16 protein-coding genes are annotated in these 26,062 nt (G+C 36.2%); 5 read left to right on the top strand and 11 right to left on the bottom strand.

What is annotated here, in order from left to right; genetic code table 11:
• Nucleotides 1-49: 49 nt before the first annotated feature.
• The 5 genes from AsFPU1_RS02725 to bioD all read right to left on the bottom strand — a co-directional run bounded on the left by AsFPU1_RS02725 (nt 50) and on the right by bioD (nt 5,296).
• Entirely contained in the window at nt 50-667 is a 618-nt protein-coding gene (locus AsFPU1_RS02725) for a Uma2 family endonuclease (protein WP_172957566.1), read from the bottom strand.
• A gap of 74 nt (nt 668-741) precedes the next feature.
• A complete protein-coding gene (locus tag AsFPU1_RS02720; RefSeq protein ID WP_172957565.1) occupies nt 742-1,566 on the bottom strand; it encodes a tetratricopeptide repeat protein in 825 nt (274 codons plus the stop codon).
• 137 nt (nt 1,567-1,703) lie between these two features.
• Nucleotides 1,704-2,480: an RNA polymerase sigma factor SigF gene (locus tag AsFPU1_RS02715; RefSeq protein WP_124977312.1), complete on the bottom strand. Its 777-nt coding sequence runs from the start codon at nt 2,478-2,480 to the stop codon at nt 1,704-1,706.
• Nucleotides 2,481-2,709: 229 nt separating this feature from the next.
• A complete protein-coding gene (gene argS / locus AsFPU1_RS02710) occupies nt 2,710-4,467 on the bottom strand; it encodes an arginine--tRNA ligase (RefSeq protein WP_124977310.1) in 1,758 nt (585 codons plus the stop codon).
• 154 nt (nt 4,468-4,621) lie between these two features.
• Complete coding sequence (bioD, locus tag AsFPU1_RS02705; RefSeq protein ID WP_124977308.1) at nt 4,622-5,296, bottom strand: dethiobiotin synthase; 675 nt, start codon at nt 5,294-5,296, stop codon at nt 4,622-4,624.
• Nucleotides 5,297-5,449: 153 nt separating this feature from the next.
• Between bioD and AsFPU1_RS02700 the strand changes: the two genes are divergently transcribed.
• Nucleotides 5,450-6,409 (top strand): ribose-phosphate pyrophosphokinase, encoded by a 960-nt coding sequence (locus tag AsFPU1_RS02700; RefSeq protein WP_124977306.1) that lies wholly within the window; start codon nt 5,450-5,452, stop codon nt 6,407-6,409.
• 265 nt (nt 6,410-6,674) lie between these two features.
• Here the strand turns inward: AsFPU1_RS02700 and AsFPU1_RS02695 are convergent, their stop codons facing one another.
• Nucleotides 6,675-7,745, bottom strand: coding sequence for a phosphotransacetylase family protein (locus tag AsFPU1_RS02695; protein ID WP_124977304.1), 1,071 nt, complete (start codon nt 7,743-7,745; stop codon nt 6,675-6,677).
• Between the two features lie 30 nt (nt 7,746-7,775).
• Nucleotides 7,776-8,162: a type IV pilus biogenesis protein EbsA gene (gene ebsA / locus AsFPU1_RS02690; RefSeq protein ID WP_124977301.1), complete on the bottom strand. Its 387-nt coding sequence runs from the start codon at nt 8,160-8,162 to the stop codon at nt 7,776-7,778.
• Nucleotides 8,163-8,356: 194 nt separating this feature from the next.
• Between ebsA and dusA the strand changes: the two genes are divergently transcribed.
• Nucleotides 8,357-9,331 carry a tRNA dihydrouridine(20/20a) synthase DusA gene (dusA, locus tag AsFPU1_RS02685; RefSeq protein WP_124977299.1) on the top strand — a complete coding sequence of 325 codons (975 nt, stop codon included), beginning with the start codon at nt 8,357-8,359 and terminating at the stop codon, nt 9,329-9,331.
• 430 nt (nt 9,332-9,761) lie between these two features.
• Here dusA and crtA read toward each other — a convergent pair whose 3' ends face one another.
• Both crtA and AsFPU1_RS02670 read right to left on the bottom strand, forming a co-directional pair.
• On the bottom strand, nt 9,762-10,352 hold the full coding sequence (gene crtA / locus AsFPU1_RS02675) for a cyanoexosortase A (RefSeq protein WP_124977297.1): 591 nt from the start codon (nt 10,350-10,352) through the stop codon (nt 9,762-9,764).
• A 226-nt stretch (nt 10,353-10,578) separates the two neighbouring features.
• On the bottom strand, nt 10,579-10,950 hold the full coding sequence (locus AsFPU1_RS02670) for a coiled-coil domain-containing protein (protein WP_124977295.1): 372 nt from the start codon (nt 10,948-10,950) through the stop codon (nt 10,579-10,581).
• A 99-nt stretch (nt 10,951-11,049) separates the two neighbouring features.
• Between AsFPU1_RS02670 and AsFPU1_RS02665 the strand changes: the two genes are divergently transcribed.
• Nucleotides 11,050-15,204: a hypothetical protein gene (locus AsFPU1_RS02665; RefSeq protein WP_124977293.1), complete on the top strand. Its 4,155-nt coding sequence runs from the start codon at nt 11,050-11,052 to the stop codon at nt 15,202-15,204.
• 122 nt (nt 15,205-15,326) lie between these two features.
• Here AsFPU1_RS02665 and AsFPU1_RS02660 read toward each other — a convergent pair whose 3' ends face one another.
• Nucleotides 15,327-16,514, bottom strand: a complete 1,188-nt coding sequence (locus tag AsFPU1_RS02660) for a Ycf66 family protein (protein ID WP_125061036.1) — start codon at nt 16,512-16,514, stop codon at nt 15,327-15,329.
• 243 nt (nt 16,515-16,757) lie between these two features.
• Here AsFPU1_RS02660 and AsFPU1_RS02655 point away from each other — a divergent pair, with 243 nt between their 5' ends.
• Complete coding sequence (locus tag AsFPU1_RS02655; RefSeq protein ID WP_125061035.1) at nt 16,758-22,649, top strand: translocation/assembly module TamB domain-containing protein; 5,892 nt, start codon at nt 16,758-16,760, stop codon at nt 22,647-22,649.
• A 198-nt stretch (nt 22,650-22,847) separates the two neighbouring features.
• Here AsFPU1_RS02655 and AsFPU1_RS02650 read toward each other — a convergent pair whose 3' ends face one another.
• Entirely contained in the window at nt 22,848-23,159 is a 312-nt protein-coding gene (locus AsFPU1_RS02650; RefSeq protein ID WP_124974683.1) for a HigA family addiction module antitoxin, read from the bottom strand.
• Between the two features lie 677 nt (nt 23,160-23,836).
• On the opposite strand from AsFPU1_RS02650, the gene tkt reads away from it, so the two are divergent.
• Complete coding sequence (tkt, locus tag AsFPU1_RS02645) at nt 23,837-25,849, top strand: transketolase (protein ID WP_124974681.1); 2,013 nt, start codon at nt 23,837-23,839, stop codon at nt 25,847-25,849.
• Nucleotides 25,850-26,062: the final 213 nt, after the last annotated feature.

Here is a 26,062-nt window from a genome sequence, read left to right as displayed (position 1 = left end):
CCGCCGGAGGTTTTTTTACATTAATCAATTAGTAAACTTACGTTAGAAGCTAAATTTTGCCTATTCCAGAAGCATCAATAATTTGCTCTACAGTGATTTTTAATTCTGGAAATATGGCAGAAATAATAATATCTTGTTCTCGAAAAGATTTAACTTGATATTTACCTTCAATAAGCTGATAAACAAAAACAGTAGGAATTTTAGGATTCCCTAAATAATTACGAGATGCGATCGCTAAATAATCCACGATCCAATATTCTTTAATGCCTAATCTTTCATATTCATCCAGTTTATCAATATAATCATCATCCCAATTTGTAGAAGTAACTTCTACCGCTAATTCAAGTGGTTCAATAATCGCTCCATAAGCAGTTGGATTAACATTCCAAATTGAACCTTTTACTACACTAACATCAGGAATACGTCCTCTTTCTTCTCCTTCTTTCGTCAAAGTTCTGATGATAATATCTTTATCAACAACATAATCTAATTCTAACCGTTCACTTTCTCGATCAAAAGCTTTAACTAAAAATCTAGCTACATTTTTATGCGCTTTTATTGGTTCCACTTTGACTAATTCTCCATTAACTAATTCAAATTTTCCTTCTCCATCAGGATATTGTCTAAGATAGTCCTCAAAGGTTAATTTAACAATTGTTGATACCATAATTTTCTCCTGTTTTTTTAAACTAATTTTATGTAGGGGATTAACATTGTGTTTTGCCCCTAAGTTTTGAGGAATTATTTCAAATTCAAAAATTTATCTAACGCAACTACCATTTGAGGAGGCCAACGACGGATGGTTTTCACCCAGTCTAAGTCTTGATAACGGTTATCAATTCCTATGGCAGCAACCCAGTTACTTTCGGCCTCTCCCTGTTGTCCCATTTCCCATAAAACAGCCGTTAAAGCAGCCCGAATATCAGGAAACATGGGATATTTTCGGACGAGATTACGCATTTGGGTCAACGCTTCAGGAGTTTTGCCCACTTGATAGAGAGCTAAAGCAGCATTAGCACGAGCAAAGGCAAAATTTGGCGAAATTTTAGCCGCTTCTTGATAATCCGTCAGAGCTTCTGTCCATTGCCCTAGTCCAGCTTCGGCATTGCCTCGATTATTATAAGCCATAGCATCATTAGGATTGAGTGCCAATACCTTATTATAGTCAGCAATAGCCCCTTGATAGTTTCCTTGCGCTTCTAGGGCTGTTCCTCGGTTAAGATAAGGATCAGCAGCATGGGGAGCTAATTCAATCGCCTGGTTGAAATCCGCGATCGCCTCTTCTAACTTATTCTGACTGACACGGGAGTTACCACGATTACTCCAGACAGCAGGGTTAGTGGGAAAAGTTTCAATTAATTGAGTCCAATAAGCTTCTGCTTGGCTAAATTCCCCTTTTTCTGCGGCTTCAATAGCTTGTTGAGCTATTTTATCCCCCTGTTGTAATTGTTCTTGGGTAATTGAAGAATTATTGATATCTTGAGCTAAGACAGGAGAGATAAATCCTAGTCCAATCAATAAAATAATAAGTAAGCTTAAGAATGAGGATATAATTCCTGTTTTCATAATAATTTTCTGGTAGTTGGATTTTTCATAGTTTATCTCGATCAATCAAGATTTGACCAATATTTAAAAGAATGACCAAAGAGTTGAGGGTTAGGAATATCCCTAACCCTCAACTGTTCAAGTACAAAATTGGTGAATTAACAGATCTCTTGAAGCATAGATTGTTTGAGGAGTGCTAAGCCTTTTTTAACCCGACGAGACACGGTTACAACACTAATTCCTAGTTGTTCGGCGGCTTCTCGTTGGGTGAGATCTTTGAGAAACACAAATTCTAAAATATTGCGGGTACGTTCTTCCAATTGTGATAACGCTTGTTGTAGACGAAATTGATCTTCTTGACTTAATTGAAAACTACGATAATGAGGATCTGCAACTAAATCTCCTAAACAGGTTTGTCCGTCTCCGTCATTTCCTACTTTAACATCTAGACTCAGAGGTTCTCGATTTTGGAAAGCCAGTTGAATTTCTTGCCATTCTTTTAACGGAATTTCCAAAATTTGAGCAATTTCTGAATTAGTCGGTTGACGGTTGAATTGTTTGCGAAAGTCTTGTTTAATGTTCACGGACTGTTGTCCTAATTCTAACCAACGTCGAGGAATACGGACTGTATATCCTTTATCTCGTAAATAGTGTTGAATTTCGCCTCGTATGTAGGGAATGGCAAAAGAACTAAAGGCATGACCTTTATCTAAGCTAAATCTCTCAATGGCTCGAATCAAACCTAAACAACCTACTTGTAATAAATCTTCATAGCTTTCAGTACATTGGTTAACCCAATGATATGCTTCTTTGCGAACCAAGCCAAAATTGAGTTCTAAAATTTGATTACGTAAGTCAGTTTTTCCGGTTTCTTTATATTCACGAAACAAACTAAGCGTTTCGACTTTCAAGTTTTCTTTGGCAGGAGTATACATAGCAAATAGGCACTGTGAAAGTTATCTGCAACAAGAGAGTTAAGACAAGACGCTAGATTAGCGGTTTGTTTTGGTTCAGTCTTGAGTGCGCTTGACTATCATCAGCTTATAGGGAAGCATAGGCTTCAAACAACAGAATTTACACTGTATATCCTCTATTTAGATAAAGATATATCCCTGAAATTACGTAGGAGATATCGGTACTTAGAACTGCCATAGTAAGCTAAGTTTACATTCTTTCTAAGATAGAAATTCCCAACAAAGATAAGCCTAATTTAATGGTTCTTGCCGTTAAATCAGATAATAATAAACGAGAAGTTTTGACAGGTTCTTCTGATTTTAAAACTGGACAATTTTCATAAAATCGATTGAATTTTTTACTTAATTCATATAAATAATCACAGAGACGGTTAGGTAATAAGGTTCTTTCCACTTCTTTAATGACATCGGTTAATTGTAATAAATATTTAGCTAAGTCAATTTCTGTCTCATCTTTGAGGATAATTTGAGCGTTTTCTCCTAACTTTTCAAAATCAATATTTCCCTCTCGACTAATACTTTGTACTCTAGCATAAGCATAGAGCATATAAGGAGCAGTATTACCTTGAAGAGCTAACATTTTATCGTAACTAAAGATGTAATCACTAATCCGATTTTGACTTAAATCTGCATATTTTACTGCACTAATTCCTACAATTTCAGAAACATGAGCAATAAAGGTTTGTGATTCTTTTCTTTCTTCTAATTCTAAGCGATTTTCTAAATCTTGACGAGCATAACTTACGGCTTCATCTAATAAGTCTTTTAATTTAATAATTTCACCTGAACGAGTCTTTAATTTTTTGCCGTCTTCCCCTTTAACTAAGCCAAAGGGAACATGAATTATCTCTACTTTCTCAGTTAAAATTCCTGCTTTTTTGCCCACCTGAAAAACTTGGGCAAAATGATTAGCTTGTCCCGCATCTGTTACATAAATTATGCGTTCTGCTTCATCGGTTTGGATACGATAATTTAGGGCAGCTAAATCTGTTGTAGCATAATTGTAACCTCCATCAGATTTTTGTACAATTAGAGGTAAAGGATCACCGTCTTTATTGATAAATCCTTCTAAAAAAACACATTGCGCTCCCTGATTTTCTTCTAGAATTTTTTTTTCTTTTAATTGTTTGATAACATCTTCTAAGAACTGATTATAAAAAGATTCTCCTCGTTCTGTTAATTGAATATCTAACCGATCATAAATAAGCTGAAATTCTCGACGAGACTGTTCACAAAGTAATTGCCAAGCGTGACGACTTTCTTGATTACCTGCTTGTAGTTTTACTACTTCATTTCTGGCGGTTTCTTTAAATATTTCGTCTTCATCAAACCGTTGTTTTGCTTGTTTATAAAAAGTAACTAAATCTCCTATATTTAGGACATTAGCTGTAGTTAAAGCGTCGGGATAAACTTCTCGTAAATAAGCAATCAACATACCAAATTGAGTACCCCAATCTCCTACATGATTGAGACGTAAAACTTGATGACCTAGAAATTCTAAAATACGAGCTATTGAATCCCCAATAATGGTAGATCGTAAGTGTCCGACGTGCATTTCTTTAGCAATATTTGGACTGGAAAAATCTACAATAATTTTTTGGATTTTAGCAGATTTTTCTACTCCTAACCGCAGATCATTTTGCCAGGTTTTCAGTTGAGTTTCTAGATAAGTTGCTTGAATCTTAATATTGATAAAACCAGGGCCTCCAATGGTTGGGGTTTCTATCATATTATTGAGGGGTAAATTATCAATAATTGTTTGGGCGATCGCTCTTGGAGGTTGACCTAATTGTTTAGCCAAGGAAAGGGCAATATTAACTTGATAATCTCCATTTTTGGGATCACGGGCCGGCCAAACTTGAGGATCAATTTCGTTAAATTTATCCCCAAATGCTTTAACTAAGGCTTGGCTAAATTGTTGAGTAAGTTGCTCGTTAATGGAAGTCATAAGAATTATGAATTATGAATTATGAATTATGAATTATAGCAATTCTCATACTCGTGAGGTACAAAATTTTCTAGTTTTAGGCAATAGGCAATAGATGATAAATAGAGTGTACCTCATAAGTCAAAGAAACGCTATATAAACGTTCTATTATCAATTAAAATAACATTTCTAGATCTAAATTAGAAGTAATATGAGCTAATTTATTAACATCCAGTAAATCTTGTAGATAAGGTAAAATTCCCACAACAGGAACATAAGTTAAAGATTGAATTAATTCTTTTGGGGCCCAATCAACTAACTCTTGATCTGAGATAGGATTAATACAACTGAGGATGATTCCTTTAAGATTAACTTTAGTTTGACGAGCTAAAGCCACATTAGCCACTGCTTGAGCGATCGCCCCTAACTTGACCGGAACCACCAAAACCGTTGGTAAACGCCATTCTCCGGCGATATCAGCCACTGTCAACTCCCAAGTTACCGGAGATCCTAAACCCCCTAACCCTTCTACTAATACTAAATCCTTAGTTTGTTGGAGAGAACATAAAGCTTGCCAGACTTGAGCCAGAGGGATCGGAAGTTCTTCTCGCTCGGCAGCAATAGGAGGAGCAACAGGAGTAGAAAAAACCAGAGGGGCCACCACTTCTATAGAAGCATAAGATCCAAACATCTGTTGATAATGTTCGCGATCGCCGACTCCAGTTTGAAGTAGTTTCATGATACCGACAGACCTTTGAGGGTAATAAACTTGAGAATAAGCAGCGATCGCAGTCGTTAAGACAGTTTTACCGACTTCCGTATCCGTTCCCACAATACATAAAGTTTTCATTTTTGGCGATAGAATTAAAAGCTAATTTCGATATGATCAAGAAAGGAAGAAAATCTGCTCAGACAATCAAAAAACCTGAGATGATTAGAGTTGCCATGAGTTGAGGGTCAAGAATCTGCCGTGAGCTACACTCCTATATTAACGCCACAATCGATGATACCAGCTTTGTCGGAGAATAACCGCCTAAGTCTTTTTTCGGGATCAGCTAATATTCCTCTAGCCAAGGAAGTCGCCCGTTATTTAGGGATGGATATCGGGCCAATGGTTCGCAAACAGTTTGCCGATGGAGAATTGTACATTCAAATTCAAGAATCGATCCGTGGCTGTGATGTTTATCTGATCCAACCTTGCTGTCATCCAGTCAACGATCATTTAATGGAATTGTTGATTATGATCGATGCTTGTCGTCGAGCATCCGCAAGGCAAATTACCGCCGTTGTGCCTTATTACGGTTATGCGCGGGCTGATCGCAAAACGGCGGGACGAGAATCAATTACTGCGAAACTGGTGGCTAATTTAATCACCGAAGCGGGGGCCCAACGGGTACTAGCAATGGATTTGCATTCCGCCCAAATTCAAGGCTATTTTGACATCCCTTTTGATCATGTTTACGGATCACCAGTATTACAGGACTATTTAGCCAGTAAAAACTTATCTGATCTGGTGGTAGTTTCCCCTGATGTGGGAGGAGTTGCTCGAGCGAGATCGTTCGCCAAAAAATTAAATGAAGCTCCTTTAGCAATTATTGATAAACGCCGTCAAAGCCATAATGTGGCCCAAGTGCTGAATTTAATTGGGGATGTTAAAGGGAAAACGGCTGTTTTAGTCGATGACATGATTGATACGGCTGGAACCATTACAGAAGGAGCTAGACTCTTAAGAGAAGAAGGGGCCCGACAAGTATATGCTTGTGCTACTCATGCGGTATTTTCGGAACCAGCCATCTCTCGTTTATCTAGTGGAATGTTTGAAGAAGTGATCGTCACTAATACCATTCCAGTTTCTGAAAAACATCACTTTAAACAGTTAAAAGTGCTTTCTGTAGCCAATTTAATTGGGGAAGCTATTTGGCGCATTCACGAAGATACTTCCGTTAGTAGTATGTTTCGTTAGTCTTGAACTAGGGAGGGGAATTTTACCCTCCTTGTTGAGCTAAGGCAGGGCGGGTTTATTTAACTTTTTTGTGAGCATCATGTAATAGGGGCGGGTTTATTTAACTTCTTTGTGAACATCATGTAATAGGGGCGGGTTTATTTAACTTTTTTGTGACCATCATAACTGCTGTAAAAAACCCGCCTCTACAAAAACCCGCCCCTACAAAAACCTGCCCCTATAAAATGAGCATTTGTCTAGAAGGAAATAACCCTGATTCCCTGAGCTAAAGCCCTAATTTTTCTAGTAACCGCTCAAAATCAAAATGTTCTGTCATCAATTCTTGAATACAATCGATCTTAATTTGTTCTTGCAGTCTTACTGTACCGAACGCTCGATCTACAATTTCTACGGTTCCTAATGTATCAAGATTGACGGACAAAATAGGGACTTCTAAATCTTCGGCCCGACTAATAATTAAGGGTTGAGGGGCCATGTGTCCTGTGAGGATCAGACAACTGGTGGAAGTTTCTAAGGCTGCCAATTGTAAATCTGTGCGATCGCCCCCTGTAACAACAGCTTTATTTCGTCCCTGACGAAAATATTCTAAAGCAGAATTAACATTCATGGCTCCAATGGTGAGACTTTCTACCATTAAATCTAGACGATCTTTACGACATAAAACTTCGGCCCCTAATTGTTGAGCAATTTCTCTGACGCTGACACTACGCAGTAAAATGTTAGAGGGTAACATCCCTAAAACTTCGATTCCTTGGCTTTCTAGATAGGGTTTAATCAAGGTTTGAGTTTCTTCTAACTCATTAAGGGGAATACCATTGATGACCACACCTCCTAAGCGATCGCCGAGTTGCTCTTTAGCCTGTAACAAATTATCTACAACTAAGGGAGAATGATAACGGGCGACTAATAAGATAGAAGCTTGGAGAGTTTGGGCAATTTTAGGGACTGATAAGTCAAATAAACACCCTTCTGCGAGGGTTCCTGCCCCCTCTAGAATGATAATATTAGCTGATATTTGCCTAAAAGTATCTTTTAATTTCTTAGTATAATCTGTGGTATCTTCTCCTTGAAGACGTTTTTTAACGGTGTCAGAGGAGAGAAACACTAAGGGGGAAGCTACCTGAGTTGGTGCTAATTTTAAAGATTGACTAATAAAGGAGACATCAGCTTCCCCCTCGTGAGGCGTATTTGGGGTTAGATAGGTTCCTACTGGTTTAGCATAGGCCACACAGAAGCCTTTTTGTTGTAACTGGTGGGCAAGTCCCAAGATGGTTCCTGACTTACCACTATAGGCTTCTATGGAACCGATGAGTAAATATTTAGCTGATTGTGCCACGGGGTTATTCCTTATTTGTGGTTCGATTTCTTAAGAGGCAGATTCTTCAAAGCGTAATAATTTACGGTAGAATCCTTGAGGAAAATCGACGGATTGAATTTGTCGAAAGATTTTGATCGCTTCGATAAGATAGTCAATAAACTCAGCATTGAGAATGGTGATCTCATAGCTTAAGTCTGCTTGTCCTTCAAATTGCATGCGACAACGGGTTAACTCAGAGGGTAACTTAGACACATACCAGGAAGCAACAAAGGGAATGCCTTGACTGCCTTCGATCTCACGTTTTCCTTCCAGATAACCCTGACCATATAAAGTCAGTGCATAGGGTAGGATTTTATGTTTGTCTTTATGATAGTAGGGTTGATAAACAACCACATCAGCCTTTCCGGCAGGTTCGAGTTGATCAATGGTAGACATAAGACAAAATGAGGAGCTAAAGATGCTTTATTTTTCTAGGGCCACCCATCCCGCTAACGGGTCAAGCAAAAGGCAAAAGTGGACGGCAAAAAGGGTTGCTACTTTTACCAATATCCTAACCTTAATGCGTAGTCCTATAGCAACGTGAAAGACTAACCCCTATTGTTGATTGTATCGCTTAATTGTTAATGCTCATGTCTGTTAATTTTTTTTATCCTTTGAGTGTCGCACCGATGATGGATCGTACTGATCGTCATTTTCGTTATTTTATGCGTCAGATTACCCGTCGTACTCTACTTTACACGGAAATGATTGTTACGGCGGCTATTCATTATGGCGATCGCTCTAAGTTATTAGATTTCTCTCCTGAAGAAAAACCTCTGGCTTTACAATTAGGGGGTGATAATCCCACTCTCTTGGCTGAATGTGCCAAAATTGCGGAAGATTGGGGTTATGATGAGGTTAATCTTAATGTGGGTTGTCCGAGCGATCGGGTTCAAAATGGCAATTTTGGGGCCTGTTTAATGGCTCAACCGGAGTTAGTTGCTCGTTGTGTAGAAACGATGCAAAAATCCGTCAATATTCCTATTAGTATTAAACATCGTATTGGCATTGATGAACGCGATCTTTATGAAGATATGGCGGAGTTTGTTCGCATTGTTTCAGAGGCAGGATGTGAACGATTTACGGTACACGCTCGCAAAGCTTGGTTACAGGGTTTAAGTCCTAAAGATAATCGCACTATTCCTCCGTTACGCTATCAAGATGTTTATCGTCTTAAGCAAGAGTTTCCTCATTTATTTATTGAAATTAATGGGGGAATTATTACTTTAGATCAAGTGCAAGAACAATTACAATTTGTGGATGGGGTTATGATTGGTCGAGCAGCTTATGATAATCCTTATTTATTGGCAACAGTTGATCGAGATATTTATGGGGAAAATGTTACGCCACCAACTCGTCATGAAGTTATTGAAGGAATGTTACCTTACATTGATTATTGGACAAATAAGGGGGTAAAACTTCATGCTATTAGTCGTCATATGTTAACGTTTTTTTTTGGAGTTTCAGGTACGAAAGCTTGGAAAAAATATATTGGTGAAAATTCTAATTTAGCGGGTGCAGGTGCAGATGTTATTGCTCAAGCTTTAGCTCAAATTAAATTATGAATTATGAATTATGAATTATGAATTATAAATCATGAATCATGAATTATGAATTATGAATTATGAATTATGAATTATGAATTATGAATTATGAATTATGAATTATGAATTATAAATCATGAATTATAATTCATGATTTAAGTTACTCATTAAATTTAAGTGCGATTCAGATGAAACTCTAGATCAATATTTTGGCGATCCTGATCAGGGAAAGGAAGTCAAAGAAACTTTCAAGCAAAACTTATTAGAAATACAGCGAAAACGCACCGATGGAAGGGCGACAATTTCCGCAGATGAAGTGTATAATGGAATAGGGAATAATAAAATTAGTATATATTAAGAGGATTATTCATGAGTTCGGGGATTCAAATTATTAAAATTTTTCTAGCTTATTCATCAGAATTGAAAGATAATACAGCCAATAATTTATATTTTAATACTTTTGAGTGTCGGCATCCTCCAATTCTTCTACATCTGAAAATCGAATCAACAAAAAGTAAAATACTAAAAAAAATCCTATGGCTACCATTCCAACTATTAATGAGCCTTCCCCTTCATGCCAGTATTTAAAAGCTTCCATTTTATTTGAAGCTACCAATAAAGTTAATAATACTATCCGAAATCCATTAACCATAAATCCCAAGCTGATAGCCACAATCGGCACTATAATATTGTAAATTCGTTTCAAAGGAAACATTATCAGCATAATAACCGATATTCCTAAAAGATAAGTCATAGCCTCTAATCCTGAGCAGCCTTTATTAACCTCTACCGACCCTGTTGATAAATGAATATAAACTCCCTCACGAACAGGATTTAAATTTATACACCAAAGAATGAAAGTAGAAAATTGAGCAGCTATAGAAGATGGGTCAAATTTTAGCCATGAGGCGATTACAACAGGCATTCCTAGGAAGAATAAAATGGTCAATTCTCGCCAATATAACCTAATTCCTTTCAGCCCAGATGCGATTAAACTTAACCCAACAGCAAATATAAATGGTGAACTACACCATTTATACATTCCCCGAAGCAAGAGCAATAAATATTAAATTAAGTTTAAGATGCAAAAAAATGTAACTAGGAGTTACGCACTGTAACGAAATAATCAGGGTTTGAGATTGCTTCGCTACCGCTCGCAATGACGTAAAATCGCTGTTTTCGGTTCTGAGTGCGTAACTCCACTCCTAGTAACGTTCTCCAATTCTTCCAGACTTATTCAGGAATTATAAAACCATAAAATTGTCAAATTAATTAGGGAAATTAGGAACAAATAACTTAACTATACCTGCTCCAATTGCTAATACAAAACCAACGACAACAGAACGATTAATAAATTCTTGTGTATCTAAGCGTTTACCAATGCCGTCAACTTTTGCATCTAATGTTTTAATTTCTCCTTTTAATTCAGTTTCAACTCTGTTGATTTCCCCTTTTAATTCAATTTCAACTCTTTTTATGTCTCCTTTTAATTCGGTTTCAACTCTTTTTAGTTCCCCCTTAATTTCAGTGACTTCAATCTTGATATCGGTAACATCTTCCTGAAGTTTATCTAGTTTCTGATTGATTTGACCTAAAATTTCTTCTAAGGAGTAAGTTACTGTAATGGGTGTTTGACTCATCGGTTAAATTACCATTAAAAATATACATTATAAATCAATACTAAGTTTATCATTAGTTTTGAGAATAAGTATAATTTATATACAATCCTCATTAATAAGATGCCTTTTCAACCCGATGATTTCCCACTTACACCGCAAAACCGCTTAATTCGTCTCCAAATATCAATAACCTCCCTCCCTCAACTATTAGAAGGATGGGAAACTTGGCTACAATTAGGGTTATTAACTGATGTTGAACTACAAACTAATCTAACCACAGAACATCCTCAGTTTCATCTACAATTACAAAGTAGTATCAATCCCTCTAACCTCATACAAGGATTACAAACCTGGCAAGATTTAGAAATAATAAATCAAAATACAGATATTTCCTTAGAAATTAAGGTTAATTCTTCTCATGAATCTCTTTTAATCGGTTTAGATGCTTGGTTGCAATTAGAACTCTTAACTGATAATCAAATTAATAAAATATCTCAAAACTATTTAACTTGTACTATTTCTTCTCCAGTTATTACCCCTCAAACTACAAGGGAATGGAGAGAGGAAAGAATACAACCTCCTACCCGTCAGCGTTCTGTCTCTCGGATAGGACAAATGATGCAATCATTGATGGCCGAATTAAGTGTCATTTGGTTGCTACTCTTGGGAATATTCATGGTAGTGATTTCTTCAGGAGTCATTGCCGCGAATAACTGGCAAAATGTCCCTATTCTTGGACAATATGCAATTTTATGGTTATATACTCTCGGATTTTGGGCAGCAAGTGTATGGACTAACAAACAACCTCATCTTAGGTTGACCAGTCAAGCTTTACGTTTAGTGACTTTATTGTTAGTTACTGTCAATTTTTGGGCTATGGATAGCTTTTATCTCTGGCATACTCCTTTAGGATGGCTAATAATGTCTATAGCTGCCTTATCCTTAAGTTTCTTGACTATTAAGCTTTTTAAAAACGCCTCCTCTGGTTGGCCCCTGATAAACCATCTGGGGTTAAGTTATATTCATTGGGGTTGGACTATCCCAGGAATGCCTCTAATAGCAACTTATGCAGGTGTTATCGGGACAACTCTCATTACTTTAACCGTTCCCCAACCAACCCTAGAAACCGAAAATAGACTCGATAGGTTGCCTTTTAGTCTCACGGGAGCTATTGTGGTTTATGCGGTGGCAATTTTGCTCATTCGGGCAATTTTCGTTACTCCTGTAGGCATTTCTCAATTAGGTTTAGCTGTAGGTATTTGTGGTTGGTTAATGCTTTGGCGTTTTCCTTTTTATCAAGGTATTTGGTCAAGAGTTGGCACAATTTTATTGGGGTTGGGATGGTTATTATCTGTCGTTAAAATACCTTTACAAGCGATCGCAGTTAGTGGATTAGCTATACTTTATTTATCCCGACGTTTAAGACAATATAGGTTAAAAAAAGATTGGTTGTTAATTTTTGTCATTGGTTTACAACTTCAGTGGCTATTTTTACGTTTATCTCCCCTACAAAATATTATTACTTCAATCATCACAATAACTGACACTCAATCGATTTCTTGGACTTGGTTGAGTATTTTATTATTACCCTATTTATTTGTTCATATTGCCCTAATAAATTTATTTTCTCGTTTAGGAAAAGGTAGTTTAGCTAATTTTAGTGGTCAAATAATCGCTTTATTTGGTATCATTTTAACCGCTTTAAGTTTAGTTCATCCTCTCTTAAGAACTGTTAATCTAGCAATCTCAACTGTTGCTTTAGTTTGGGTAACTCAGTCTAGTATTAAGCGATCGCAAGAGCTCCCCCGTAACCCCCCTTCAAAAGGGAGGAATATACATACAACTGGTAATATAACTCCCCTTCAAACTGGTAATGTAAACTCCCTTCAAACTGATAATATAGACTCCCTTCAAACTAATAATATAGCCCCCCTTCAAACTAATAATATAGCCCCCCTTCTTAAGGGGGGTTGGGGGGATCAGCAACTTTCTAATTTATTAGGTTATTTAACTCATATTACTGGTTTACTCTCTTTATTCTCTCTAATTAATCTGGCTGTACCCTCCCTTGATTTATCGGTCTGGGCGACGATTTTATTAGCATTAATGGCAGTAGAAGGAATTTTTAGCCTTAAAGAATCTCCTGATTCATTTTGGTTAACTGTAGGCTCAAAAAGTGCTTGGTTAATTTGTTTAGTTTTAGGAGCAATGGCTTATTATCTATTATGGTTCAATAGGTTTAATTCGCCAGTTTTAGCTCTAATTTGGTTAATTTATCCCTTAGTTTTTACTTTAATTGGAATTAAAGATCTCAAGCGACGAATACTAGGAAATTGGTTAAGTGTGTTAGGGTTAATTATGATGCAGGGATTAACTCTATTTTCTCCCGAAACTCGCTTAATTGGTTTAGGGATAGCCACAGTATTTCTATTTATTAATACAAAATATTTATCTCATTGCTTATCAGCAGCGATCGCTATTGGGTTTACCTTAAGTTTAGTGGGGACAGGGTTAAAAGTTTGGCAATTTTCTATTACCCAAGGGTTATTATTTCCAGTTACAATAATCATGATTTTATGGCTATTATGGGGAAAATTAAACACTAAAACTAACTCCTTAGCTAAAGTTTATACCTATGCTATAGATGGATGGGCCATCACGTTATCGAGTATCGCTTTAGTTACCTTAACTGTTCATTCTCTCATAGTGTATTGGGGGTTTATTGATGGCAGTCAAGGGGCTATATTTTCCCTATTTTTATTATTAGCAATGATCACTTATCGCAGTTGGAACCATCCCACAAACTGGAGTGTATATGCAATAGGTTGGAGTCTAGAACTATTGACAGTGGAAGTGTTAGGACTAACAGGACGTTCAATTATTGCGCTAGGGATTGCTAATATTATCTTAGGGTTATTGACTCAACTTTTAGGACAATGGTGGTCTAAACGCACACAACAAACTAATATACTCAGTAGTTGGCATATTCTCCCCTTGTTATATGGGGGGTTAGGAACTGCTTTACGTTGGAATATTTGGGAAAATTGGACTGGTTTTAGTTCTTTAGGGTTGGTTTTAATTATTCTGGGAGTAGGACGACGCAAACAACAGTTTAAACCCTTGTTATATGTAGCGATCGCGGGTTTTTCTCTGTCTCTTTATGAGTTATTACTGTATCAGGTAGACTCTTTATCTTTAGGTGATAGATTTTTAGCCATGACAACACTAGCAACGACGATTATGTATGGGTATCGTCTTGCTTCTAGTTGGCTAACAGATTATCTTAATTTTACCACAGAAGAATTAAACTGGGTAGCCCATATACACTGGTGTTTAGGCAGTCTATTTTTAGGCTTAGGAACATTATATCCTATCGAGGTCAATTCGTGGGCTGGTTTGGGTGCAGGATTCTTTCTAACCCGTTATGCTTTAATGCAGGGACGTTATCCTCATCCTCATGAAGTTTGGGTCTATTTGGGCATTTTAGAAGGAAGTGCGATCGCTGTTTATAGTTCTTCTTTGGTTCCTACTCCCCCGTTTCTCTCTCATCTGTTTGAGGAGTCTACAGGTATACTCATATCTTTGTCTTCTTTAGTGGTTTATGGTCTTCCTTGGGAACAATGGGGATGGCCTGTGCGACCTTGGCGAGTATTCGCTTATCTGTTACCTTTAGGGGGTATTCTGACGGCTTTAAGTCCTATTAATGAGATAACTTGGTTAGTGGGGGCTATTTGTTATGGTATTTTGGGAAAATTAGGTCAAAACCGTCGTTTATGGTATCTCAGTCTTTTGTTAGTGGATGGTGCGATCGCTTATAGATTAAGATATTTTAGTGTGATTATCCCTTTTCTTTATTTCTGTTTAGTGGGACTTTCTTTACTAATTATTGTTAGGATTGAACCTGCTTGTGACGGAATAAACAGTAACATATTACGGCATTATTTACGACTTTTGGGTACAGGATTAATTTGTTTCTCTTCATTATTGTTTTACAGTAAAACAGGTATAATACCTGGATTTTTAAGCCTTATTAGTATTTTTGTTGGTCTATCTTTTCAAGTGCGGGCTTTTCTTTTTGTGGGAACAATGACTTTTTTAATTAATGGATTTTATCAATTAGTTATTCTGAGTTTTATGTATCCCTTACTTAAATGGATTATTGGTTTATGTTTAGGGTTAATATTTATTTGGATTGCTGCTAGTTTTGAAAGTCGTAAAACTCAATTTACTCGTTTATTTTATCAGTGGATTAATCACTTTGAAACCTGGGACTAAACCAGTGAACAGTGAACAGTTATCAGTTATCAGTAAGAGAATATTTTCTACTGTTAACTGTTCACTGATAACTGTTTACTGATAATGTAGGGTGGGCAATGCACACCCTATAAGTACATTCATTAACTATCCTTTTTATCTTCAGTCAATAAGGGAGATTCTTCAATCTTTTCTGTTTCAGGTGTTGCTATTGGTTTAACTATATCTGGGGTACTTTCTATAGGAGAAGGGACAACATTTTTAGGTTCAGAACTTTCAATTAGTGTTTCTGTTTCATCGTCAACAATAACGGGTTTAAATTCAATCTCATCTTTGATTTCACTCTCTTGAAGGGTGATTTCTGGTATCACTCCTATCACTTCTTTTTCTTCACTTTCTGAAACAGGTATTTCCGGTGTGAGTGCGATCGCTTCTTTTTCTTCTATAATTTCTGTAATTTCTAAGGTGTTTTCTTCGGGTATTATTTCCGATGTCACAACTGTAACAGTTTCTTCTTTAGTATCTTCCCAGTTGGTTTTTTCGGGGATTATTTCTGATGTAACCGTCGTTGTTGCTTTTTCTTGACTATCTTCTAAAGGAGTCTCGGAGTCTTCCCATTCTTCATCCTCTATGACTGCTGTAACTTCTTCTAACACAGTTGAAGGAGTTGGTGCAGGAGGTTTAGGTTTAGACTTCCCAAACCCAAATAACCCTTTAAGAGAAAACCCTTTTTTCTTGGGTTCAACTTGCGGTTTAACCACAGGTTGAGATTCTATGGTAGGTGTCTCCTCTACTGATACTAACTCTGAGGTTTCTGGTTCTGTTTCGGGAGTCTCTAACTCTGTAGTAATAAGTTCTTCTAAGGGAGTTTCTGAGATTTCAGGTTCAGCAGTTTCTGTGATAGCTAAATCTGACTCAATAATCACTGTTTCTTCCGGTTGGGGAGATATTTCGGGAGTTTCTACCGTTGGGGGGGGTGTTTCAATAACAGGAGGTGAGGAAGGTTGAGTTTTCTTCCCTAAACGGTCTTTTACCCAGTTAAGTAAGGAAAAACCCGATAAATCAGTTTGTTCGTCTGGATGAGCGATCGCCCGTCTTAACCTGACTGTTTGCCATCCAAAAGATAACACAAGGGTGACTGCTGCCGCTTGTCCTAATAAGACGGCCCCTGTTATTCGTCCCGCACATAACCATAAGATTAGGGCGTAAAATAAACCAACGCCACTCCAGAGAAAATCGTCTTTACGATGGAGTTCGGGTAAAAAGAAGGCAGATAGGTACAGACTTAAGCTAGTTATTCCTAAGGCGATCGCTAGGATGTATGCCAACATCAGTGGGTTACTCCTTTGTGTTTCTTTTTATTATTGTCGGGCATATTGACCGTTATTGTGCATCTTTTTTCTTTACTTTATCTTAACTGGGTTTAAGCTATACTCTGTCTCTTGATCATTTGTCTCCTATTCATCAGTTGCCATTTTCCTAAGTTAATAAGTTACAGTAGTCAAAAAACATTTTATATGTTTTTAATTATCTCCTCAAGGTCTCTTTACTATTTTTTTTAAATATGAACCCTCATGAGTCAATCTCCTCCCCCTCAAACTGGCATTTCTCGTCATTTTAGTCGCTTTTTTCATATTATTAAACGACCCAAGACTATTATCATTGGAACCACCTCTATTAGTATTTTGGGGTTGGGTTATATGGGGTTAGGAATTTTCTTACGAGAATATCTTCCCCCTTGGTTAGAACAACAAGTGAGTCAAATCATTAACCGTCCTATTGATATTGGAGAACTTCAAGGATTTTCTTTAACTCATTTATCTCTAGGAAAGTCTTCTATTCCTAGCACATCTAACTATTCTAGTCACTTAACAACTGAGAGTGTTATTGTTAACTTTAATCCTTTTTCTCTTTTATTTCAACGTACTTTATCTCTTACGATTATTCCCCATAAGCTTAAATCTTATTTACCACAAAATGCTCAAGGAAATTGGCTAGATTTCAAGGTCACAGATGATAAGGTCCCTGTGAATTTAGATGTAACTTTTTCTCTTAAACAATCTGAACTTCAATTATTAGCTTATGACAGCAAAAATCCGGTTAATGTTGATATAACAGGAAAAGCCACTTATCAAGAAAATCCTCTGAAGAAGTGGGACTATAATATCAATCTTGGTTTACTTGCTAGTGACATTAATATTCAAGGGAAGACCATGATAAAGACTACTGAAAGTCAAGTAAAATTAACTATTAACAAATTAGCTTTAAATGATTTAACTAATCTTATTCCTAATCTACCGATTCAATTAAAACAAGGAGATATTAAAGCGAATCTTAATCTTAATTTACCTTCTCTTAAAGAGTTTGATCATACCGAAGCAGAGGGAACAGTTAAGGTAAATAACCTTGAAAGTAAAGGGCAATTATTGAAAAAACCAATAGAAGTTTTAGGTAATTTTTCTTTTGCAGGAAGTAAAATATTAATTGACAAAGCACAAGTTAATTTAGGTAACATTATCGGAGAAATAAAAGGAAATTATGATTGGCAAACAGGCAGTAATTTAGGTATTGATATTAAGGGGTTAAGTTGGGATAACTTTAATCAAGTTTTTCCTATTTCTTCTCCCGTTAAAATTAAAGGACAAGTAGACGTTAATTTAAAACTGACTGGTAAATTAAACAATCCTTTTTTAATCGGTAAAATCGACAATAAGAACCCAATTATAATCGCCAAAACTACATTAAATAAAGTTGCTGGTCAATTTCAAACAAATTTTAATGAATTAGTCTTAAAATCTTTTAGAATTAAACCAGAATCAGGGGGAGAAATAACAGCTAAAGGAGTTATTCAGCCTAATTTAATTAACTCATTACAGAATAAAAAGCCCCTTACTTTAGATAAATATCCATTAAATCTTACTTTTCAGACTAAACTTAATACTGCTAAACTTGTTGACGTTTACTATAAACTACCTAAGAGGATTAATTTAGGTAACTTAACCGCTAAAGGGCAATTAAAAGGAACCATTGGAAATATCAAAGGAATAATGCAGTGGCAGAATTTATCCAATTTAAGTCAACCTAACAGTAACATTTTAAGTCAAGGAAGTATTGTAATTAATCGCCATAATTTAAGTCTAACCAATACAGAATTAATTACTAATCGTGGAACAGTATTTTTAACCGGTAATGCTGATTTAAAGGTCAAGACATGGCAAACTACTTTAAAATATAACTCCTTATCTTTGACTCCTTTTTGTGCTGTCAATAAACTTAAATGTCCTGATGATTTTTTGATTGAAAGAGGTAATAGTCAATTTTTAGGAAGATTAGATAAACCTTTTAATACATCCCTACAAATGCAGTCTAATTTAGGCTTATCTATTGCCCAAGGGAAAGTCATTATTAATAGTCAAATAGAACAAGGAAAGATAACAGCAGCAACCACAGTAGTCAAACTTCTTATTAATTCATTTTTACCCCAATTACCCATTCCTGTCACCCTGAATAATTCTGAAATCAATATAGCAGCAAAATTAGACAATATTTGGCATAATTCAACATTAAATTGGCAAGCAATTACAGCAAAAGCAAATCTTGAATTAAGTGTTGTCGATAGTAAAATTAAGACAATAGGTACAGTCAAAGAAGGGAATATCAACGGCATTGCTAATCTTAATAATTTATCGTTAAATTCCCTAGTTTCTCAATTATCAATTCCTGTTAAATTAACTCAAAGTCAAATTACTTTTTCAGGAAATTTAAGCCAACCTAATTTTAATGGTTTACAAATAAATGCTGACACTAACTTAATAATAGCTAATCAAAAAATAAGGTCAAATACCCAATTAAATCAAGGAATTATTACTCTAAATGCGACTACCACACCCCCAACTTTAACAGAATGGATTATTAAAGGATATCCCGTCATTAGAGTCAATAAAGCTAATGTGAATTTAACGACTGATTTAGCCTCTTTACTTTCCTTAAATTTTAATCGTATTACAGGGAATGCAGAAACAGAATTCAGCATAGCAAAAGGAACATTAATTACCTCAACTAAGTTTAATCAAGATCAAATAGAATCTCAAATTACTGCTCAAAATATACATTTATCATCCTTGAATTCACAATTATTCTTTCTTGATAAATTAGAGCCATTAAATGCTAAAATAAATCTAACTGCTCCGATTAATGCTATTTTTCCATCAGATAAGATATCTTCGGTTAAAGCTGATGCTATATCCATTAATATTGGCAAGCAAAACTTAACAGCTAACGGAAACTTATTATTATCAAATCTATGGAAAAATCCTGATATTAAAGAAGTTAATCTTAATGTCAATACGCAAATTAATTTAGAAACTTTACCATTAACTAAACTTTTAGCTAAAATTCCTGTTAATAGAAACTTATTATCTCAAACTATTGATTTAACTGGACAAGGAAAATTTAAAGGTAAGTTAGTTGCTAGAAATTTATTAACTGATCCCTTATCTTTAAAGAATTTACAACTAATTGGCGATTTAAGCCTATCCAATTTTAGCATTAATAATCGTCTATTTGATCCTATAATAAGTGGAAAAATAAAAATAGAATCATCTGATAAAATATCTATAAATTTGCGAGGAAAACAAGATATTATTGCGGCTGATTTAACTACTTGTAAGTTACAAAAATGTCTCTTTCCTTACCTTCTTAACTCTTTTGAAATACAACAAATCGCTAAAACATCTAATCCTATTATTGCTCAAGGGAAATATGAAAATGATAGATTAGTTGCTAAAGTGCAAAATTTTCCTTTAGAATTACTAAGAATTTCTCCAATTAGTAACTATGGTATTCCTGATTATTTAGGAGGTCAATTAAATATTAACCTAGATTTCAACCCATCTACTCTAAACTTAGGAGGAAATTTAAGCTTATCTAATCCTAAATTGGGTAAAATTGTAGGAGATAAATTTACAACCAGTTGGGTGTATCAAGATAATCGTGTTGTGTTAGATAATACCACATTAAAAATAGGCAACAGTAGTTATAATGTAGCAGGAGCATTAAATCTAAAGTCAGGTAACATTGAAGGTAAATTAGATGTTAAAGAAGGCTATATCCAAGATATATTAACCGCTTTAAACTTATCTGACTGGGATAGTCTTTTACGCTTACTAAATCTAAGAGATAATATATTTACTACGGCTGAACAAATCAATCCTAAACCTATGGGAAATATTGATGATACTGTAGCTGAACAAGTAAATTCATTTTGGCAAAATGATCGTATAATAAAAGATATAGTTGTCGCTAGAAATTCTGGAGATCTGCCGAGAAAATTAAATATGAGAGGTAAATTTAATGCCGGAATTACTTTAAGCGGAAATTTGAAAGAACCCCAATTAACAGTAAAATTAGAAGGAAATAAATGGCAATGGACACCTCAACCTTCTATCCCTTCTATTATCAACCCATTAGGATTAGTCATTGAAGGAGCGCAAATAATTCCTATTGAAAAAATAGATATTCAAGGACAATTAGAAAATGGTATCATTAAGTTAAAACCAACAATTGAAGTTGGACAAACTTTAGCTCAAGGAACATTAAATTTATCCTATAAAAATAATCAATTTTATATTGAACCATCAGATTTTAAAGTAGAAAAATTAACCTTAGATCTTGTTAGAAGCTTAATTGTTATTCCAGAAGATATTAATGGATTAGTGAAACTAGAAGGAGTGCTTCAAGGCTCACTAATTAATCCTGAAATGAAAGGTAAATTTGAGTTTAATGATGGCTCAGTCTATGCTAGATTACTCAATCAAGATTTAGGCGGAGAATTTAGTTATGGTCAGGATAAATTAAAAGTAAAAATGACTAATCCTGATTTTATACAACTTAATGCTCTAGTTCCTTTTCCCATTGATAACAATAATAATAATGACTTTACAATTAATGCTAAAATAGGAACAGAAGCTTTTTCTTTACTAGAACCATTAACACAAGGGCAGATTGTTTGGGATGGAGGAAAAGGAGAAATAAACATCAATGTTAATGGAAAAGTAACGGTATATGATAAACTAAAAATCAGCTTAAATCCTGATAGTAAAATAACTTTAAATTTAGAGAATGGCACTTTTAACAGTGAATTATTACCCATTCCCGTTACTCTCAATAGTCAAATTATTTTACAAAATGGATACTTTCAAGTTAAGGAATTAACCGCAGAAGTAGCAACAAGAGTTTTAACCGCACAAGGAAGTTTACCTCTATTTCCTTTATCCCCAAAAGCAACACCTAATCCCACTCCTTTAACCTTAAATATTAATGAAGAAAGTATTAATTTAAATGGGATTTATGAAGGGCTTATCGATGGTAAAATTGTGATTGATGGGGCGTTAATTAGTCCTGTAATTGGGGGAAAACTGCGCTTTAGTAAAGGACAATTAGTCGTTCCTACTTTTCCCAAACAACAAGCAAACTCTCCTATTTTTGAAAGCTGGGTAGGAACCTTTACCCCAAACAATGGAATAATAAGTTCTCCGAGACTAAATGATTTTAAAATTTCCATTGATGAGGTAGGAATTGATCAGAAAAAAATCAATCCTAAATTTTACTTTAATGTAAGTGGAGATATTACATTTAATGGTAAACTAAGTAATCTTTCATTTGCTGAAATATTTGCTCTTGAACCATCGGGAACTGTTAAGGTGAATACAGGTAAAATAGATATTCCTGTCACTCGCGTATTTTTCAGTAGTAAACAAGATAATACCTTGACATTTTTACCTCAAGATGGTTTACTTAATCCCTATCTTAATCTGGAGCTAAAATTCTATCTTTTATTAGTGGGATTACAGTCTATTAAAGATAATGAAATTCCTGATGATATCCTACAAAATAGTCGAGCGAGATCAGCAGAAGTTACACTAGGAATTAAAGGAAGTGCCAGTCAATTACTGCCTAATCTTGGTCAACAATTAGAACAAGTTTGTCAATTTACAAGGACAGATAATCGGCCAATTCCTTCATCTCCAACTATTTCTAATTCCCTATTAACACAAATAGCCAAATGTATTGAGGTGAATAACTTAGGCACTAATTCCATAGGGGATTTAGTCCAATCTCCGATTGTTACTGTCACCAGTAATCCTCCTCTTACCAATAGTCAACTATTTGCTCTTTTTGGGAGTCAGCTTCCTGATTTTATTGCAGAGAAACAGCAGCAAAATTCAACTCAATTACTGCAAATCGGGGTTCCTCAAGTTGCAGTAGTTCTTCTTCCTTTTCTTCAAGATTGGATTTTTCAAATGAATGAAACAACTGATGATATAGGAGATAGTATAGGATTGCCAAATTTAAGTATATATCCGGTTTTACAAACCGTTTATGAATTAGATAATAAGGCACTCGTTCGCTTCTCTTATAATTATTCTATTAATGAAGCAACCATTCGCTATGAAACTAAGTTTTGATTATAGGCTCTCCCGTATCTATGGTGATAAGAAAATCTTATATTTCGTAGGGTGGGTTAGGCGCGGTGATGATTTTGATGAAAAACGAATAAGTTTTAATCCGCGCCGTAACCCACCCAGTAAAATATTGTAGCTTATTATACATTTTTCCCATAGATACGGGAGAGCCGATTGTACAAGTTGTTCCTACTTTTATGTCTAAGTTCCTATCTGCACGAATGGCTTAATATTTTCAATCTGCTCGGCTTCTTTTTGCATTACAGAATAAAGCTCATTCGCTCTTTGTATATTAAGCCAAAAATCAGGAGATGTCCCAAAGTATTTCCCTAGTCTTAAGGCTGTACTTGTTGTTATACCTCTCTTGCCATTAATTAATTCATTAATCCTTTGATAACTAACTCCAATGCCATCTGCAAGTTGTTGTTGAGTCAACCCCATTGGTTCTAGAAATTCTTCTCTTAACATTTCACCTGGGGTAGTTGGTGGTCTATGAGTGGGAATATTAACCATAGTCTTTTCTTGTTAATGATAATCCACGATTTCAACATCTTTAACACCATCATTTGACCAGAAAAAACAAATTCTATACTTATCTTTTGCTCCTTGGTCTTTATAATTAATTATCGTTCTAACACGGTAAGCGTGATATTATGATGATTTTAACACTAGCGATCACAGGACAATAACGACCAACAAATAAACCGCGAAGTTTCACTTTGGTGTATGATATACATCGGTTGAGATACCTTACCCCCTACTGCGTAGGCTAGAAGTTTTTCTAGAGGCAAAGCGTTCCGAGAAGGTTAAAACTAAGATCCTGTGGTAGCGAAAACACAGTAAAAACAGCTAGGGAAACTAACGAAGTACCAACCATCTAAAAAAAACACATTGTTAATCAACAGTAGCGGAGGGCATCCGCAAACTGAGGTCAAAAGCCTAAACGACTGAGGACAGCCCCGCCTATGGCTAACTAACGCGAGAGTGGAGATAGTTAAGCGGTCTGGATGATTCAGTAATTCCTATGCGCGAGCCTGGAAGAATCTCTCGTTACATTGCGTAGCAATTAGCGGTGAGAGTATGTCAAGCAAGAGTGGGATGATGGGTACAAACCCTGGGGAAAGTACAACCAGCAGGTTACTAACTCTATACCAATTATTGTCTTATCGTAGTTTATTCCAAAAAAAGTTATGGTCGCTGCCACCCAGTCACTCGAAGAACTCTGTATTAATTCTATTCGCTTTTTAGCCGTTGACGCGATAGAAAAATCCAAATCAGGACACCCAGGACTCCCTATGGGAGCTGCTCCGATGGGGTTTGTCCTCTGGGATAAGTTCATGCGCTTCAATCCCAAAAACCCCAAATGGTTCAACCGCGATCGCTTTATCCTCTCGGCTGGTCATGGTTGTATGTTACAGTACGCCTTACTCTATTTGACTGGTTATGATAGTGTCAGCATTGAAGATATTAAACAATTTCGTCAATGGGGATCTAAAACCCCTGGACACCCCGAAAACTTTGAAACTGAAGGGGTAGAAGTTACCACCGGGCCTTTAGGACAAGGGATCGCCAATGGAGTCGGTTTAGCCCTAGCTGAAGCTCATTTAGCGGCTACCTTCAACAAACCTGATGCTACCATTGTTGACCATTATACCTATGTAATTTTAGGTGATGGTTGTAACATGGAAGGGGTTGCCAGTGAAGCTTGTTCTATTGCCGGACATTGGGGTTTAGGTAAACTGATTGCTCTGTATGATGATAACCACATCTCTATTGATGGTTCTACTGATGTAGCCTTTACTGAAGATGTCTCCAAACGGTTTGAATCTTATGGTTGGCACGTTCTCCATGTAGAAAGTGGTAATACTGATTTAACGGCGATCGCCAAAGCTATTGAAGAAGCTAAAGCAGTCACCGATAAACCTTCCATGATTAAAGTAACCACAACTATTGGTTACGGTTCCCCCAACAAACAAAATACCGCAGGTATTCACGGATCCGCATTAGGACCTGAAGAAACCGCTCTAACCCGCAAGGCATTAAACTGGGAATATGAGCCTTTTGTCGTGCCTCAAGATGTGCTTACTTACATGAATAAAGCCATTGAACGGGGTGCTGCTTATGAAGCTGAATGGAATAAGGCTTTTACAGCATACAAAGCTAAATATCCCTCAGAAGCGGCTCAATTTGAACGTTATTTGAGTAATAAACTTCCTGACGGTTGGGACAAAGTATTACCGACTTTTACCCCTGAAGATAAGCCATTACCCACCCGTAAACATTCAGAAAACTGTCTCAACAAATTAGCCCCCGTTTTACCAGAATTAATTGGCGGTTCGGCTGATTTAACCCACTCCAACTTAACAGAATTGAAAGGTTTTGGCGACTTCCAAAAAGGCCATTATGCTAACCGTAACGTCCATTTTGGGGTACGGGAACACGCCATGGGTGCTATTTGTAATGCAATGGCGTTACATGGTTCTGGTTTAATTTCCTACGGTGCTACCTTCTTAATCTTTACCGATTATATGCGGGCGGCTATCCGTTTGTCTGCTTTGTCTCAAGCGGGTTCTATTTGGGTAATGACTCACGACTCTATTGGACAAGGGGAAGACGGCCCCACCCACCAACCCATTGAAACTTTAGCTTCTTTACGGGCTATTCCTAATTTAACGGTGTTTCGTCCGGCTGATGGAAATGAGTGTTCTGGGGCGTATAAAATCGCTATTGAGAAGTCCAAAAAACACGAACCTAGTCTATTAGCTTTCACTCGTCAAAATGTGCCTAATTTGCCAGGAACTTCCATGGAAGGAGTGGCTAAAGGTGCTTATACTATTGTTGAATGTCAGGGGACACCTGATATCATTTTGATGGGTACTGGTTCAGAAGTGAGTTTGTGTGTGACTGCGGCTGAAAAATTAACTGCTGAAGGTAAGAAAGTTCGTGTAGTGTCTATGCCTTCTTGGGAATTATTTGATGCTCAAGATGCAGCTTATAAAGAGTCTGTTCTACCTAAAGCTGTAACCAAGCGGTTATCGGTAGAAGCTGCTGCAAGTTTTGGTTGGCATAAATATGTTGGCCCTGAAGGTGATACCGTCAGTATTGATACTTTTGGTGCTTCTGCGCCTGGTGGAACCTGTATGGACAAATTTGGCTTTACTGTTGAGAATGTATTAGCTAAAGCAAAAGCAGTTTTAGGATAATTCCTAATTACTGTGTTTAATTAATTTTAAGCCCTCTAATATTTTTAGGGGGCTTATTTATGTTATCGTCGAGTCTTCTAACTCTAACCCTTTGAACAAGCTTTAATGAATTGGGTGCGATCGCTCAAACAGTCCATGTAAACAGTAACGAAAAAATTTAAGGAAAACTTTACGAAAAAATCCAAGTAAATAATGTATTCTTGGATAATGGCT

The organism is Aphanothece sacrum FPU1, from assembly GCF_003864295.1.
In the GTDB taxonomy this organism is placed as follows: domain Bacteria; phylum Cyanobacteriota; class Cyanobacteriia; order Cyanobacteriales; family Microcystaceae; genus Aphanothece_B; species Aphanothece_B sacrum.
Note: the sequence above shows the minus strand (reverse complement) of the source record. Positions and strands in the feature narration are given on the sequence as shown.

Excerpts from the sequence above, each read along its gene's own strand:
- AsFPU1_RS02670 (WP_124977295.1), bottom strand. The coding sequence starts at position 10,950 with ATGAGTCAAACACCCATTACAGTAACTTACTCCTTAGAAGAAATTTTA.
- dusA (WP_124977299.1), top strand. The coding sequence starts at position 8,357 with ATGTCTGTTAATTTTTTTTATCCTTTGAGTGTCGCACCGATGATGGAT.
- ebsA (WP_124977301.1), bottom strand. The coding sequence starts at position 8,162 with ATGTCTACCATTGATCAACTCGAACCTGCCGGAAAGGCTGATGTGGTT.
- crtA (WP_124977297.1), bottom strand. The coding sequence starts at position 10,352 with ATGTATAAATGGTGTAGTTCACCATTTATATTTGCTGTTGGGTTAAGT.
- AsFPU1_RS02700 (WP_124977306.1), top strand. The coding sequence starts at position 5,450 with ATGATACCAGCTTTGTCGGAGAATAACCGCCTAAGTCTTTTTTCGGGA.
- bioD (WP_124977308.1), bottom strand. The coding sequence starts at position 5,296 with ATGAAAACTTTATGTATTGTGGGAACGGATACGGAAGTCGGTAAAACT.
- AsFPU1_RS02665 (WP_124977293.1), top strand. The coding sequence starts at position 11,050 with ATGCCTTTTCAACCCGATGATTTCCCACTTACACCGCAAAACCGCTTA.
- AsFPU1_RS02720 (WP_172957565.1), bottom strand. The coding sequence starts at position 1,566 with ATGAAAACAGGAATTATATCCTCATTCTTAAGCTTACTTATTATTTTA.
- AsFPU1_RS02655 (WP_125061035.1), top strand. The coding sequence starts at position 16,758 with ATGAGTCAATCTCCTCCCCCTCAAACTGGCATTTCTCGTCATTTTAGT.
- AsFPU1_RS02725 (WP_172957566.1), bottom strand. The coding sequence starts at position 667 with ATGGTATCAACAATTGTTAAATTAACCTTTGAGGACTATCTTAGACAA.
- AsFPU1_RS02650 (WP_124974683.1), bottom strand. The coding sequence starts at position 23,159 with ATGGTTAATATTCCCACTCATAGACCACCAACTACCCCAGGTGAAATG.
- AsFPU1_RS02660 (WP_125061036.1), bottom strand. The coding sequence starts at position 16,514 with ATGTTGGCATACATCCTAGCGATCGCCTTAGGAATAACTAGCTTAAGT.
- argS (WP_124977310.1), bottom strand. The coding sequence starts at position 4,467 with ATGACTTCCATTAACGAGCAACTTACTCAACAATTTAGCCAAGCCTTA.
- AsFPU1_RS02715 (WP_124977312.1), bottom strand. The coding sequence starts at position 2,480 with ATGTATACTCCTGCCAAAGAAAACTTGAAAGTCGAAACGCTTAGTTTG.
- tkt (WP_124974681.1), top strand. The coding sequence starts at position 23,837 with ATGGTCGCTGCCACCCAGTCACTCGAAGAACTCTGTATTAATTCTATT.